Annotated in this window: 15 protein-coding genes; 7 read left to right on the forward strand and 8 right to left on the reverse strand. The window is 70.1% G+C overall.

What is annotated here, in order from left to right; translation table 11 throughout:
• Positions 1–17: 17 nt before the first annotated feature.
• Positions 18–671, reverse strand: a complete 654-nt coding sequence (locus tag ACTWQA_RS01845) for a M15 family metallopeptidase (RefSeq protein ID WP_327584487.1) — start codon at positions 669–671, stop codon at positions 18–20.
• 12 nt (positions 672–683) lie between these two features.
• The gene (locus ACTWQA_RS01850; RefSeq protein WP_305923417.1) at positions 684–1841 is read right to left on the reverse strand and encodes an ROK family transcriptional regulator; all 1158 of its coding nucleotides are present in this window, start codon (positions 1839–1841) and stop codon (positions 684–686) included.
• A 166-nt stretch (positions 1842–2007) separates the two neighbouring features.
• Between ACTWQA_RS01850 and ACTWQA_RS01855 the strand changes: the two genes are divergently transcribed.
• From ACTWQA_RS01855 to ACTWQA_RS01870, 4 genes are all read left to right on the forward strand, one after another.
• Positions 2008–3336 (forward strand): extracellular solute-binding protein, encoded by a 1329-nt coding sequence (locus ACTWQA_RS01855; RefSeq protein ID WP_443157544.1) that lies wholly within the window; start codon positions 2008–2010, stop codon positions 3334–3336.
• A gap of 101 nt (positions 3337–3437) precedes the next feature.
• Positions 3438–4358 (forward strand): carbohydrate ABC transporter permease, encoded by a 921-nt coding sequence (locus ACTWQA_RS01860; RefSeq protein WP_443157545.1) that lies wholly within the window; start codon positions 3438–3440, stop codon positions 4356–4358.
• Complete coding sequence (locus ACTWQA_RS01865) at positions 4355–5206, forward strand: carbohydrate ABC transporter permease (protein WP_305923420.1); 852 nt, start codon at positions 4355–4357, stop codon at positions 5204–5206. Before ACTWQA_RS01860 ends, ACTWQA_RS01865 begins: the two co-directional genes overlap by 4 nt.
• 79 nt (positions 5207–5285) lie before the next feature.
• The gene (locus tag ACTWQA_RS01870) at positions 5286–6770 is read left to right on the forward strand and encodes a glycoside hydrolase family 3 protein (RefSeq protein ID WP_443157546.1); all 1485 of its coding nucleotides are present in this window, start codon (positions 5286–5288) and stop codon (positions 6768–6770) included.
• Between the two features lie 22 nt (positions 6771–6792).
• On the opposite strand, the gene ACTWQA_RS01875 is transcribed toward ACTWQA_RS01870, so the two are convergent.
• Positions 6793–7971 (reverse strand): ROK family transcriptional regulator, encoded by a 1179-nt coding sequence (locus ACTWQA_RS01875; protein ID WP_443157547.1) that lies wholly within the window; start codon positions 7969–7971, stop codon positions 6793–6795.
• A 236-nt stretch (positions 7972–8207) separates the two neighbouring features.
• On the opposite strand from ACTWQA_RS01875, the gene ACTWQA_RS01880 reads away from it, so the two are divergent.
• The 3 genes from ACTWQA_RS01880 (at position 8208) to ACTWQA_RS01890 (ending at position 10581) form a co-directional block, all read left to right on the forward strand.
• Positions 8208–8657, forward strand: a complete 450-nt coding sequence (locus ACTWQA_RS01880) for an RrF2 family transcriptional regulator (protein ID WP_305923423.1) — start codon at positions 8208–8210, stop codon at positions 8655–8657.
• A gap of 93 nt (positions 8658–8750) precedes the next feature.
• The gene (locus ACTWQA_RS01885; protein WP_443157548.1) at positions 8751–9650 is read left to right on the forward strand and encodes a PP2C family protein-serine/threonine phosphatase; all 900 of its coding nucleotides are present in this window, start codon (positions 8751–8753) and stop codon (positions 9648–9650) included.
• 145 nt (positions 9651–9795) lie between these two features.
• Positions 9796–10581 (forward strand): DNA-formamidopyrimidine glycosylase family protein, encoded by a 786-nt coding sequence (locus tag ACTWQA_RS01890; protein ID WP_443157549.1) that lies wholly within the window; start codon positions 9796–9798, stop codon positions 10579–10581.
• Here ACTWQA_RS01890 and ACTWQA_RS01895 read toward each other — a convergent pair.
• The 5 genes from ACTWQA_RS01895 to ACTWQA_RS01915 form a co-directional block, all read right to left on the reverse strand.
• A complete protein-coding gene (locus ACTWQA_RS01895) occupies positions 10578–10934 on the reverse strand; it encodes a helix-turn-helix domain-containing protein (RefSeq protein ID WP_091084154.1) in 357 nt (118 codons plus the stop codon). The two genes, ACTWQA_RS01890 and ACTWQA_RS01895, sit on opposite strands and share 4 nt — an antisense overlap.
• Positions 10935–11220: 286 nt before the next feature.
• Positions 11221–11685 carry a CinA family protein gene (locus ACTWQA_RS01900; protein WP_443157550.1) on the reverse strand — a complete coding sequence of 155 codons (465 nt, stop codon included), beginning with the start codon at positions 11683–11685 and terminating at the stop codon, positions 11221–11223.
• 30 nt (positions 11686–11715) lie between these two features.
• Positions 11716–12285, reverse strand: coding sequence for a CDP-diacylglycerol--glycerol-3-phosphate 3-phosphatidyltransferase (gene pgsA, locus ACTWQA_RS01905; protein WP_443157551.1), 570 nt, complete (start codon positions 12283–12285; stop codon positions 11716–11718).
• Between the two features lie 82 nt (positions 12286–12367).
• A complete protein-coding gene (rimO, locus tag ACTWQA_RS01910; RefSeq protein WP_443157552.1) occupies positions 12368–13777 on the reverse strand; it encodes a 30S ribosomal protein S12 methylthiotransferase RimO in 1410 nt (469 codons plus the stop codon).
• Positions 13778–13899: 122 nt separating this feature from the next.
• A complete protein-coding gene (locus tag ACTWQA_RS01915; RefSeq protein WP_443157553.1) occupies positions 13900–14667 on the reverse strand; it encodes a helix-turn-helix domain-containing protein in 768 nt (255 codons plus the stop codon).
• Positions 14668–14710: the final 43 nt, after the last annotated feature.

Raw genomic sequence — 14710 nt, forward strand, 5'->3', positions numbered from 1 at the left:
CTTGGCGGGCGCGAGGGTCAGTGGGCCGGGCCGTAGAGGGCGTGGGGAGAGCCCGTCATCAGCGCCCAGTAACGGTCGCCGTAGGACCAGTGCCACCATTCCGTGGGGTAGTTGACCAGGCCCGCCGATTCCAGGGCGGTCGCGAGGATCTTGCGGTGCCTGCGCGCGTCCCCCGGGATCCCGGCGGCGGCGGTGTAACAGGCGCCCGCGCTCTGCTCGGGAGTGTCGTTGATCGCGGTGCCCAGGTCGTATTCGGCGCCGTCGGCGTCGCAGAGCGTGAGGTCCACGGCCGCCCCCGCGGTGTGCGGGGCCACCTCGACCGGCGAGACGTAGCGGCTGGCCGCCGCATGCAGCTCGTCGGCCGTCATGCTGGGAAAACGATGGGCGAGCTCGGCCCGGTAGTCGTCGAAGGTCTGGCGCTGGTTCGCGATGGAGCGGTGGCCTTCCACGATCAGGAGGTGGTATCCGGCGGGCAGCTCCTTCTCCGCCCGCTCGAGCCGGTCGAGCAGGCCGGCACGCAGGCGGCCGTACGCGCCCTCCTCGTCGGCCATCCGGTCGTCGAGTCTCAACCGTCCCCGCACTTCGACCAGCGGCTCCCCGTTGTCGTGGACGGGGATGGCGGTCACGCGGGGGTCGGAGATCAGGACGATGCCGTGTGCGGGGTGCCACATGGGCAGAAATTCTCACACAGTGTCGGAGAAAACCTGCTCTCGGGCCTGCTCCAAGGCCGCGACCAGGGCGCCGCGCAGCACGGGGTTCCCGGCGACTCCCGTGGTGACCACGCTGGGCCGCGTCGGGCAGACCTTCGCCACCGCCTCCTCGACCCTGGCGGCCAGCTCAGGACCTCCGGCCCGCCCGACGTCGCCGGCGAGCACGATGAGCCCGGGGTCCAGCACGACGCTGACGGCCGCGACGCCGACGGCCAGCCGATCCGCGACGGCGTCGAGAAAGCCGGAGCGGCCGTCGGCGACGGCGGCGCGGACCAGGTCGGCGCTCGGCCGCACGCTCATGCCGTGGCCCCTGGCCAGCCCGTCCATCGCCGCCTGGCCCACCAGCCGCTGGTAGGAGCCCGACTGCGGCTGGGTGACATCGGCGGGCAGCGGCTCGCCGGGCACGGGCAGCCAGCCGATCTCGCCCGCGCCGCCGGTGTTGCCGCGGTGCAGGCGGCCACCGAGCATGACGCCCAGACCCTGGCCGACACCTGCCCAGAGGACCACGAAGTCGTCGACGCCGACGGCGGCGCCGTAGTGGTGCTCGGCGAGGGCGACGAGGTTGACGTCGTTCTCGATGGTCACCGAGGCGCCGAGGGCCCCGCGCAGGCTGGCCAGCACGCCGACGTGCCAGGACGGCAGGTCGTAGGAGAAGCGCACGTCGCCGGTGCCGGGATCGACCACGCCGCGGGTGCCGATGACGAATGAGCGCAACTGCGGCAGGGTGATCCTGGCCGCCTCGCAGGCCCGCCGTACGGCCTGGTGCACGGTGGCGACCGGGTCGCCGTCGGTCGGATTGACCACGACCTCCACCACGGTCCTGCCGGTGATGTCGGCCACACCGACGGTGATGGCGTCGGGCAGCACCTCGAGGCCGGCGACGTGCGCGCTGGAGGGGACCACGCCGTAGAGGGCGGCGTTGGGTCCGCGCCCGCCGGCCCGCTCGCCGGCGACCTCCACCAGCCCTCGCTCTTCCAGCCTCGCGAGCAGCTGTCCCGCGGTCACCTTGGAAAGCCCGGTGCGTTCGCCCAGCTCAGCGCGGGTGAGCGGGCCCTCGGCGAGAAGGAGCTCCAGGGCCGTCCGGTCGTTCAGGCGGCGCAGCAGCCGTGGCACACCGGGATTTCGTGTCACGGGACCTCTCCCCTCTGGCAACGAAACGCTAACGGCAGTTTCTTTTAAGAAAGTTTCTTGTTAGTTTAGCACCAATTCGACACTGACGATCAGCCAGGTGCGGACCACAGGCTCAGCACCCGATGAGCGCAGACCCGACGCGATTAGCCGGGAAGGGAGAACGCTAGTGAGGATCGCGAAGATCACGGCCACTACGGTCACCACGGCCGCCCTGGCCCTGGGCCTGGCCGCATGTGGCTCCGGAGAGCCGAGCACGCCCCAGCCGCAGGCCTCAGGCTCCGCCTCCGCCTCTGGTCCCAAGTACGCGGGCCAGAGCATCACCGTCTGGCGCCTCGGCGACCCCAACGAGCCGTCCCAGAAGTACATGGACGACCTCGTCGCCGAGTTCAAGACCCAGACCGGTGCGGATGCCACCGTGCAGTGGATCCCGTGGCCGCAGGTCAACGACAAGTTCACGGCTGCCGCGGCCGGCGGCGAGGGCCCCGACGTCACGGAGATCGGCAACGACCAGGTGCCGCTCTGGCAGAGCCAGGACGCGCTGGCCCCCGTCACCTCGATCACCGCCGGCGGCGAGCACGCGCAGATCCCGAAGAACCTCTTCGGCCTGGAGACCATCGACGGCGAGGTCTACGCCATGCCGTGGGGCGCCGGCACCCGCGCCGTCATGTACCGCAAGGACTGGTTCGAAGACCTCAAGATCGAGGTTCCGAAGACCTGGGACGAGGTCCTCGCGGCGGCCAAGAAGATCCAGGACGAGAAGGGCAAGGACGTCGACGGCTTCGCCTTCAACGGCGGCTCCGACGCCAACCACCTGCTCGGCGCGATGGCCTGGTCCGAGGGCGGCGAGTACGCCGTCAAGGAGGGCGACAAGTGGGTCGGCAAGCTCACCGACCCCGCCTTCAAGACCGGCTTCGAGACCTATACGGGCATCGTGTCCTCGGGCGCGTCCAGCAAGTCCCGCCTCACGCAGAACACCACGGACATCCGCACCCGCTTCTCCAACGGCAAGGTCGGCATGTACCTCACCGCGTCGTGGGACATCGCCACCATCAAGGAGGAGAGCAAGGGCAAGGTGAAGGAGGACGCGATGGCCTTCTTCCCGCTCCCGTCCAAGAGCGGCGGCGAGACCCCCGCGTTCTTCGGCGGCAACGACATCACCGTGTGGAACGACGCCAAGAACAAGGAGCTCGCGACCGAGTTCGTGAAGCTCGCCACCAGCAAGAAGTGGGCCGACCGCTACGCGCTGGACGGCGGCCTGCTGCCCGTCTACCCGGACACGCTCGCCGAGCTGGCCAAGGACCCGGCGCAGGCGCCGTTCGCCGCCGCCTTCGCCAAGGCCAAGGCGTTCCCCGCCGACCCGCAGTGGACCGAGGCCAACGAGACCAAGGCGGTCCTGCAGAACGCCGCCCGCTCGGTCATCGAGGGCAAGGCCACGGCCGATGAGGCGCTCGCCAAGGCCAACAAGGAACTCGAAGACATCCTCAACCAGTCGTGACCATGGCGAACACGTCAACGCTCGCGCCCAGGGGCGGAGGCAACACCTCCGCCCCTGGGCGGCGCCGCCACAGTTCACGCAAGCCTGCTCGAGGCAGCGGGATGCCCGGGTGGTCCATCCCGTACGTCCTGCTCGTCCCTGGGATTGTGGTGATCGCGGGGCTGCTGCTCTACCCGATGATCCAGATGATCATCATGTCGTTCCAGAGCATCAGCCTCCGGGTGATCCGCGGTGTCGCGGAGCCGGAGTGGGTGGGGCTGGACAACTACACCAAGCTCTTCGACAACGACATCTTCTGGTCCTCGCTGCGGAACACGGTCGTCTTCGCGGCCGTCACCGTGGCCCTCACCCTGATCCTGGGCACCGCCGTCGGCGTGCTGCTCAACCGGCTGAGCAAGCGGATGTCCACCTTCGTCATCATCGGCATCATGTCCGCGTGGGCGGTCCCACCGGTCGCCCAGGGCACGATCTGGCGCTGGCTCTTCGACGCCGAGGCCGGCATCATCAACTGGGCGCTCAATCTGCTCCCCGACGCCTTGTCCACCTTGATCTTCGGCCGGGCCGACTGGAGCGGCCAGCCGTGGCTCAACGACGCGTGGTCCGTCTACGTCGTGCTGGTCCTCACGGTGGTCTGGGCGTCCTTCCCGTTCGTCGCGGTGTCGGTGCTGGCCGGCCTGCGCGGCATCCCCGCCGAGTTGTACGAGGCGGCCAGGGTGGACGGCGCCACCCCGTGGCGCACGTTCAGGAAGATCACCTTCCCGCTGCTGAAGCCGGTCTTCGCCGTCCTGACGATCCTGTCGATCATCTGGGACTTCAAGGTGCTCAGCCAGCTCTACGTGCTGCTGAACGGGCCGACCAACCGCGAGGCGTTCAACCTGTCGCTCTTCTCCTTCGCCGAGGCCTTCAAGGCGCCGCCCAAGATGGGCACGGGCGCGGCCATCGCGGTGGTGCTGACGATCATCCTGCTCATCGTCACCGCGTTCTACACCCGGCAGATGGTCAAGCAGGAGGACCTGACATGACCCCCCTGGCCCGCAAACGGCTCAACAAGATCGCGCTGAACACGGCCGGGGTCCTGGTCTTCCTCTTCGCGGTCTTCCCCGTCTACTGGATGGTCTCGACCTCGTTCAAGGCCAACGACCAGATCTTCACCACCGACTTCATCCCGTTCCCCACGCACTTCACCTTCGAGCACGTCAACACGGTCCTCACCGACGGCGTGGCGGGCAACTCGATCTGGGTCTACATGCGCAACAGCGCGATCGTGGCGCTCGGCACGGTGCTCATCGGGTCGGCGTTCGCGTTGCTCGCGGCCACCGCGGTGGCGCGTTTCCGGTTCAAGGGGCGTACGAGCTTCCTGATCACCCTGCTCATCGTGCAGATGATCCCGACCGAGGCGCTCCTGATTCCGTTGTTCCTGAACGTCCGGCGCCTCGGGCTCTACGACAACCTGCTCGGGCTGATCGTCATCCAGGTCGGTCTGACGTTGCCGTTCGGCATCTGGATGCTGCGGACGTTCGTCGCCGCGGTCCCCAAGTCGCTGGAGGAGGCGGCGTGGATCGACGGCGCGAGCCGGTTCACCACCTTCTGGAAGGTGCTCTTCCCGTTGGTTGCGCCGGGTCTGGTGGCCACGAGCATCTTCTCGTTCATCACCGCGTGGAACGACCTGATCTTCGCGCTGGTCCTGATGAAGGACACCACGGGTTACACAATGCCGGTGGCCCTGCAGTTCTTCTTCGGGCAGCGGGGCACCGACTGGGGCGCCATCATGGCGACCTCCACGCTGATGACCCTGCCGGTCATCGCCTTCTTCCTGCTGGTGCAGCGCCGCATGGTCTCCGGCCTGGTGGCCGGGGCTGTCAAAGGCTGATTTCGCCATATTTCGCAGGGCGGGTGCGGCCTTCACGCGGGCCGTACCCCTGACCCTGCCCTGAACCTGATGAGGAGCCATGAGTCAGAGTGATCGGGGGCTGCGCCGTCTCGCGGCCGGCACACTGCTCGTCGCCTTCGACGGCACGACCGCGCCCGGCTGGGTCCTGAACGAGCTGGAACACGGTCTCGGCGGCGTCACGTTGTTCGGTTTCAACATCGCCACGCCCGAGCAGGTGACGGGGCTCACCGCGGCGTTGCGGGCGGCCGGCGACCCGTTCATCTCCCTGGACGAGGAGGGCGGCGACGTCACCAGGCTCGCCTACCACGTCGGCAGCCCCTACCCGGGCAACGCCGCGCTCGGCGCCGTGGACGACGTCGAGCTCACCCGCCGGGTCTACCGGGCCATCGGGGCCGAGCTGATCGCCGCCGGGGTCAACCTGGACATGGCGCCCGCGGCCGACGTCAACACCGCCGAGGACAACCCGGTGATCGGCACCAGGGCGTTCGGCGACGACGCCGCGCTGGTCGCCAGGCACACGGTGGCCGCGGTCCAGGGTCTGCAGTCGGCCGGGGTCGCCGCCTGCGTCAAGCACTTCCCCGGCCACGGCGCCACCACGGTCGACTCGCACCTGGCCGTCCCGGTCGTGGACGTCACCCTGGACGTGCTGCGTGCCAGGGAGCTGGTGCCGTTCATGGCCGCCATCGAGGCAGGGGCGCGCTCCGTCATGACCGCGCACGTCGCGGTGCCCGTGCTGACCGGCGACCAGCCCGCCACGCTCTCGCCCGCCGCGATCACCGGGCTGCTCAGGGGCGAGCTCGGCTACGACGGCGTGGTGGTCAGCGACGCGCTGGACATGCAGGCGATCAGCGACGGCGTCGGGCTCGCCAAGGGCGCCGTCCAGTCGCTCACGGCCGGGGCCGACCTGCTCTGCCTGGGGCCGAAGCCGGGCTACGACGAGATCCTGGGGATCATCGCCGAGATCGTGGCCGCCGTCGGCGACGGGCGGCTGCCGGCCGAGCGCCTGGAGGAGGCCGCGGCCCGGGCCGACCGGCTGCGGGCCTGGTTCGGGTCGGGTGCGGGCACGCAGGACGAGCCGGCGGACGTCGGCCTGGACGCCGCCAGGCGCGCGGTCAGGCTCCACGGGTCGGCAGGACCGTTGACCGATCCGCTGGTCGTGGAGGTCGACACGCCTCCGACCATCGCGGTCGGCGACGTCCCGTGGGGCGTCGCGCCGTGGCTGCCCGAGGGCGAGGTGGTCCGGGTCGCGCCGGCTGAGGCCGTCGCCGAGCGGCTCCTGGAGCGTGCCAGGGGTCGCTCGCTGGTGGTGGTGGTCAAAGACGCCCATCGGTACGCCGACAGCCGTGCGCTCGTCTCCACCCTGGTCGCCGCCCGGCCCGACACGATCGTCGTCGAGATGGGGCTGCCCATCTGGCGGCCGGGCAGCGCGGCCTATCTGGCCACGTACGGGGCGGCCCGGGCCAACGCCAGGGCCGCTGTGGAGCTCCTCACGGACGGCCGGCGGCCTCGCGTCGCCTCCCTCGAGCCGAAGCGCTCGGCGTAGGCGGCCGGCCGCCGCCGCGAGGCTAGGAGCTGAAGATCTCCTCGCGCGCCTGCTGGAGCGCCGCCAGCACCGCCCCCCGCAGCACCGGATTGCCCTCCACGGTGCTGGTGGCCACATGGGGCCGTACGGGGCAGATCTTGGCGACCGCCTCCTCCACACGGGAGGTGAGCGCCCGTCCGCCCGCGTGCCCCACCTCGCCTCCGAGCACCACCAACCCGGGATCGAGGATCACGCAGACCGCCGCGACCCCGAGAGCCAGCCGGTGCGCGACCTCATCCAGCAACGGCTCGCCCTCGGCTCCGGCGGCCACCGCGACCTTGACGCACTCGCCGGCGCTCGCGGCCGCGAAGCCGTACTCGCGGGCCAGCTCGCTGACCGCCTCGGCGCTGACCAGCGACTGCAGGCCACCCGCCAGCGAGGGGAGCCGCCCCGGCAGGGTGCGGATGTCCTCGGGCAGCGGCACACCGGGCACCGGCAGGTAGCCGATCTCGCCCGCACTGCCGGAACGCCCCCGGTGCAGCTTGCCCCCGAGCATGACGGCCATGCCCAGGCCGCGGCTCGACCACAGCAGCACGAAGTCGTCGAGGCCCTTGGCGGCCCCGTCGGCGCGCTCGGCGATGGCGGCGAGGTTGACGTCGTTCTCGATCGTCACCTCGCGCCGCAGGTCGCCGGCCAGGGCCTCGTGGATGCCCTCGTGCCAGCCGGGCAGGTCGAAGGAGAAGCGGACGTCGCCGCTGCGAGGATCGACCACACCCGGGGTGCCGATCACGACTCCGCGGAGTTTGCCGAGACCTACCTTGGCGCCGCGGCACGCCTTCACGATCGCGTCGTGCACGGCGGAGACCGGGTCGTCGTGGGCATGCGGGTCCACCGTGACATCGGCGATCGTGTGGCCGTGGATGTCGGCGATCGCGCTCGAGATCAGGTCGGGCCCCACCTCGAGCCCGGCCACGTATGCGCTGGAGGCGATCACGGAGTAAAGCGCCGCGTTGGGTCCGCGGCCGCCGGCTTGCGCGCCGACCACCTCGACCAGGCCGCGCTCCTCCAGCCTGGCCAGCGTCTGCGACGCCGTGACCTTGGACAGGCCGGTCAGATCGCCGATCTGACCACGCGTCATGGGCCCGGTGGCCAGTAACAGCTCCAGTGCGGCCCGGTCGTTGATCTCCCTGAGTAGTCTGGGCACACCAGGGCGTCGCTCCACGCTGAATCCCACCGTCACATCGGAAAAGGTTGTTGGAAGTTTAGCGCTCCCATCCGCGCGTGACGTCGCAGGTGAACACGAGATTTCCGCATGATCACCCCGTCGTCGCGCCCCCGCGCTCGGCATCGTAACCCGCCGATCAGCCCCGGGTGGAAGGCCCTGCCGGATTCGGGTCTCGTGCCCGTTCTGACGACCTTGCGCCTAACCAGTGTTGACCAGGAGGGATAATCGAAAACATGCGCCTCTCCGCTCGTGTCGACTACGCCCTCCGAGCCGCCGCCGAACTCGCCGCAGCCGGTGCGGGCCCGACCACCGTGGGCGAGCTCGCCAAGGAACAGGACATGCCACCCAAATACCTGGAAAACATCCTGCTCCAGATGCGCCGCGCCGGGCTGGTACGGGGACAGCGGGGGCCCGAGGGTGGATACGTACTGGCCAGGCCCGCCTCCGCCATCTCGTTGGCAGACGTGATCAGGGCCGTGGACGGCCCGTTGGCCAACGTACGCGGCGAGCGGCCCGAGCACGTCGGCTACCGGGGGCCGGCGGAGTCGTTGCAGCAGGTGTGGATCGCGTTGCGGGCGACCGAGCGCGCCATCCTGGAGGAGGTCACGCTCGAACAGGTCGCCTCCGGGGCGCTGCCCGAGCGCGTTCGCCAGCTCGCCGCCGACCCCGCCGCCTGGGACTGAGCCGGCACACGCCGTCCCAGTGCCTCGCCTGTTTGCCGGAATCGCCACCACAATGTCACTAAGAGTGAGAACCTGACCGTCCGCCAGACCACCTTGGTCACGGTCGCGGCGCTCGCCCTGACCCTCCTGCCGCCGTTCTTGGGAGACGGCTCGGAGCTGCCCCACTTCCTCATGCGGACGCCGATCGTCGCCGTCGGCGGGCTGCTGTGCGTCGCCCTCGCCCGCCGTCATGAACGGCAGCGCGCCGACGTGAACCGCATCACCCGCATAGCCGAGCGGGCGATGATCCCTTCGTGGCCCACCGAGCTGGGCGGCGTCCACCTGGCCGCCCACACCCGGTCGGCGACCCTCGGCGCCCGCATCAGCGGGGACCTGCACGAGGCCATCGCCACGGCCACGGGGGCGCGGCTGATCATCGGGGACGTCAAAGGCCACGGCCTGGACGCGGCCCATCTCAGCGCGGCGGTGCTGAGCGCCTTCCGCCGTACCGCCGCCACCGCCCCTGACCTGGTCTGCCTGGCTCGTGACCTGGACACCCGCATCGGCCCCGATCTGGGTCCCGAGGACTTCGTGACCGTCCTGCTCGCCGAGTTCGTGCCCGGTGGAGTTCTGCTCGTCAACTGCGGCCATCCCGGCCCCATCCGGATCGGCAGCCGGCTGCGCGTGCTCGAGCCGCCCCGCCCCTGCCGGCCGCTGGGCCTGTCCCCCGACCCGTACGTGTGGCGCGTCCGCCTGCTGCCGTCGGACCGCCTGCTGCTGTTCACCGACGGGCTCACCGAGACCCGCGACCGGAGCGGCGCCCAGCTGCCGTTCGACGAGCACCTGCATGCCGCCCTGACCGCCCCGACACTGGAGGAGGCCGTGCGCGACCTGCTGGACCTGCTGCGCGGGCACGCCACGCGCACCCGATCCGACGACCTGACCCTGATCCTGGCCCAACCGGCCCCGCATCCGCCGTCATCCCCCGGCGCCCGACACCACCACGAGGCCTGACCAGCCACCCCACCACCCTTGCACCAGCTCTGCGCGCCGGCGGATGAGCGGGTCACTTCCGCGTAGCTTTAGCTTGGAGATCGGCCCGCAGCAAAGGGCTTAGGCCTGGAGAGCTGCCTAGAGAAATGCCCGGAGGCGCCGAGAGATGCCTGAAGGAGACGCCGTCTATCGGACGGCCGCACGCCTGCGGGACGCTCTGGACGGCCGCATCCTCATCAGGTCCGACTTCCGCGTCCCTCGATATGCCACCGCCGACCTGACGGGCCGCGCGGTGCTCACCACGCTCTCACGGGGCAAGCACCTGCTCACCCGCGTCGAAGGCGACCTGACCCTCCACACCCACCTCCGGATGGACGGCAGCTGGAGAATCAAGCCGGCCTCGGCCCACATCGCACCACCCCCCGGCGACCAGGTCAGGTTGATCCTGGCCAATCAGGAGTGGACGGCGATGGGCGTCAAGCTCGGCACGGTGGACCTGGTCAGAACCGGCGAGGAGGCGCGCGTGGTGGGCCATCTCGGCCCGGATCTGCTCGGCCCGGGCTGGGACCCGGACGAGGCCGTGCGGAGGCTGCGAGCGGCGCCCGGCAGGACCATCGGGGAGGCGCTGCTCGATCAGCGCAACCTGGCGGGGATCGGCACGATCTATCGCGCCGAGACCTTGTTCCTGCGGGGGATCTGGCCGTGGCGAAAAGTCGGGGAGATCGAGGATCTCAACGGGCTCGTGTCGTTGGCGCAGCGACTCCTGGACGCCAACAAGACGTACGCGGGCACGGTGACCACAGGTGATCGCCGCCCGGCGAACCAGACCTGGGTCTATGGCAGGGCGGGGAGGCCCTGTCGCCGTTGCGGCACCCGCATCAGCCGCGGGGAGATGGGGGCGCAGCCACAGGAGCGGCTGATCCTGTGGTGTGCCGGCTGCCAGCCGAGCTAGGCAGCCACCATGTCCTTGACTTCGGGGAACACGGAGTCGGAGATCGACCCGGGAACCGTCTCGGCAAGGGGCAGGCGCTCGTGCTCCGGCACATCGGCAAGCACAGGAGCCGCCTGGAGCTCCGCCAGCGCGAACTGGTCGGACACTTCACGCAACACCTGCGAAAGCGGCACCCCGAGCGCGCCGCAAATGGACGCGAGCAGCTCGGACGAGGCCTCCTTCTGGCCGCGCTCCACCTCGGACAAATAGCCGAGCGAGACACGGGCAAGCGTGGACACCTCGCGTAGCGTGCGTCCCTGCCGCACCCGCAACCGCCTCAGCACATCGCCGAGCAGCTGACGCAGCAGAATCATCTGTCGCTCCCTCCCCGGCGCGGAAGTTTTCACCACGCCTCGCGCGATCGGATCGTGCCGCACTTTGGTCTTCTTAGCTTCGTACATACTCCTCGCCGTCATCACTGGGCGTCGCTGCCCCTGAACCGCCGCTCGTGCCTCATTGCGCGACTCATCAGGCCCGCCTGCCGGGCGCTCGGTGCTTGCAGTTGGCTCACGGACCTCACTCACAGCTCCACCGTACCCGTATCCACCGACACCGCGTCAGACCGCGTCAGGCATGTTCGCTGGGGACGTAACACGGTAATCATCCGGATTGTTCCCCTATGTTCGCCTTCAGCACACCTGCCAGGAGATCAACGGCCTCGTCCACCGTCTCTACCCTGATACGTTCGCGCGACCCATCAAGTCTCAATTCCCGGGACCAAATCTGCCCGCCAGGTCCAGAAACGGCCATGTGCACGGTCCCCACGGGCTTGCCGTCCTGCGGCTCAGGCCCGGCCACCCCGGTCACGGCCAGCCCGTACGTGGCCCCGCAGAGCCGTGCGACCCCCTCCGCCATGGCCGCGGCCACCTCCGGGTGCACGGCCCCCTCGCGCCGCAGCAGCTCCCCCGGCACGCCGAGCAGCTCCCGCTTGAGATCGGTGGCATAGGAGATCACCCCACCGCGGAACGCCTTCGACGACCCGGACACCGACGTGAACGCGGCCCCGATGAGCCCGCCGGTGATCGACTCGGCCACCGCCACCGTGGCGGACCGCTGCACCAGCATGGACAGAACCCCGGCCACATCCACCGTCGATCACTCCCCGCGCGCTTGCCTGGCCACCTTACGCAACCTCACGGCCCGGATCACATAGTCGACGCCGGTGGCCACCGTGACGATCAGCGCAGCGCCCATCGCCACCCACCGCACCACGTCGGGCACCCACGGCAGGAGATAGAGGACGATCGCGGCGATCTGCAACACCGTCTTGACCTTGCCGCCATAGCTGGCCGGAATGACCGCGTGCCGCAGCAACACGAACCTCAGCGCCGTGACGCCGAGCTCCCTGCCCAGGATGACCCCCGTGACCCACCACGGCAACTCACCCAGGATCGACAGGCACACCAGTGCGGCGCCGGTGAGCGCCTTGTCCGCGATCGGATCGGCGATCTTGCCGAAGTCGGTGATCAGGCCGTACCGGCGGGCCAGCTCGCCGTCGAGGTGGTCGGTGAAAGAGGCCACCGCGAACACCGCCAGCGCGGCCACCCGCCAGCCCGCGCCCGGCAGGAAGAGGCAGACGACGAAGAACGGGACGAGCGCCAACCGGAGGACCGTGAGGATGTTGGCGATGTTCCACGGGCTCACCACCCGGCGCTCGTCTTTCATCACGAGACGGCCTCCGGAGTGAGCATCGCAGGGAGCGCCGGCGACCGAGGAGCGGAGCGCAGGAGGCCGTCGAGGAACACAATCATGGACCGGCCTTGATGCGCGCGATCAGGTCGACCCCCTCGGCGTCGACCACGAGCGCGCGCACGATCTGCCCCCTGACCAACCCGATGCCCTGCACCGTGACCGAGCCATCGACCTCCGGCCCCTGGTGGGCGGCCCGGCCCTCGTAGCCGCCGTCGCCCAGGTCGTCGTCGATCAGAATGTCGACCTCGGTGCCGATGCGCTCCTCCGCCCGCTGGGCGGTCAGCTCCTCGGCCAGCGCGGTGAGCACCCGCACGCGCTCGTCGATGACGTCCTGGTCGAGCTTGCCCGGCAGGTGCGCCGCCTCGGTGCCGTCCTCGTCGGAGTAGCCGAACACGCCGATGACGTCGAGCCTGGCCTCCTCCAGGAAGCTCACCAGCTCGCCGAACTCCTCCTCGGTCTCCCCGGGGAAGCCCACGATGAAGTTGGAGCGCACGCCGGCCTCAGGGGCGCGCTCACGCACGGCTCCCAGCAGCCCCAGGAAGCGCTCGGGATCGCCGAACCGGCGCATCCTGCGCAGCACGCTGTTGCTGGCGTGCTGGAAGGACAGGTCGAAGTAGGGGGCCACACCGTCGGTGCCGGTGATGACGTCGATCAGGCCGGGACGCAGCTCGGCCGGCTGCAGGTAGCTGACCCGCACCCGCTCGATGCCGTCCACCGCGGCGAGCTGCGGCAGCAGCTTCTCCAGTGCCCGCAGGTCGCCGAGGTCCTTGCCGTAGGACGTGGAGTTTTCGCTGACGAGGACGAGCTCGCGCACGCCCCGGTGGGCCAGCCAGTCGGCCTCGGCCAGCAGCTCGTCCGGTGTGCGCGAGACGTAGGAGCCGCGGAAGGCCGGGATGGCGCAGAACGTGCAGCGCCGGTCGCAGCCGGAGGCCAGCTTGAGCGAGGCCACGGGGCTCTCGTCGAGCCGCTTGCGCAGCACGCGCGGCCCGCTGGAGGGCGCCAGGCCGTCCGGAAGGTCGCCGTGGCCGGGGATGTGGGTCTTGGGTGCGCTGGCACGCTCCACCGGTGAGATGGGCAGCAGCGTGCGGCGGTCACGTGGCGTGTGGGGCTTGAGCGGCCGGTCCGCGAGCACGTCGTCGAGCCGGTCGCCGATCTCGGCGTAGTCGTCGAAGGAGATGACCGCGCTGGCCTCGGGCAGCGCCTCGGCCAGCTCGTTGCCGTAGCGCTCGGCCATGCAGCCCGCGGCGACCACCTTCACGCCGGAGTCGGCGGCCGCCAGGAGCGTGTCGATGGAGTCCTTCTTGGCGGAGTCGATGAAGCCACACGTGTTGACGACGACGACATCGGGGTCGTCGTCGCCCAGCTGCCAGCCGGCAGCCTCGAGTCGCGCGGCCAGCTCCTCGGAGTCGACCTCGTTGCGGGCGCAGCCCAGAGTGATCAGCGATGCGGTTCGGCGGGATGACATGGTGAACACTACGGTATCGGGAGTTGGCCACTACCCGATGCACGGGTCGGGGGAAGCTTGCTTCCCCCGACCGACAGAACGCCTCTCCTGCGCCCTTTTGGGGGTCGCGTGGGCCCCGCCGATTACCTCGCGCGCTGCCGCGTCTGCTGTTTCGGCGCCTCGAACGAGCGCCGCACCGCCTCCCCCCGTCCCCCGAGCCCCGTCACCCTCTTGCCGTTGACCAGCACCGACACCGCACTGGCGTCACTCAGGACCAGGTTGACCTTCTCCGGCGTGCGCCAGGTGGAGGTCCTGCCGGCCCTCAACGTCCCGGAGAACAACGGGCGACCTTCCGCGTCATGCACGTTCACGTACGACGACCGCCTGGCCTTGAGCTGCACGGTCACCATGCGCTTGCTCACGCTGCGTGACGGCTTGGGCGTCTCCGTGATGGGTGTGTTGGGCGGAACGCTCGGCCGGGCCGAGACCTGCCGCACGCCGGCGGTCTGCACGTGGTCGCCCGCCCCGCCGACCACCCGCATCATACCGAAAACCACCACGATCGCCAGCGCCACCCCGAGCGCCATCGTCCAGTTGGGCCCCCGCCGCACCGGCACGTTGATCTTCCTGTCGGCCTGGAACACCGCCGCCGCCCGCACCGGCTGGGGCGCCCCGCCGTGCTGCTGGTCGTAGAGGTGCACGGTGGCCTCGGGATCCAGCCCCACGGCCTGGGCCACGGCCTTGACGTGCCCCCTGGCGTAGAACTCGCCACCACACTGATCGAAGTCGTCCTGTTCCATGCCATGGATGATCGCCTCGCGGATCCGGGTGGCCGCGCTCACCTGCGCGACCGTCAGCCCCGCCGACTGCCTGGCTGCCGCCAGTATGGCTCCGATGCTCTGCTCCTGCACGGCGAAACGCCTCCCCGATGGCGCCTGGTCTGAACCACCACGA

Origin of the sequence: Nonomuraea sp. 10N515B, assembly GCF_052245915.1 — a bacterium.
In the GTDB taxonomy this organism is placed as follows: domain Bacteria; phylum Actinomycetota; class Actinomycetes; order Streptosporangiales; family Streptosporangiaceae; genus Nonomuraea.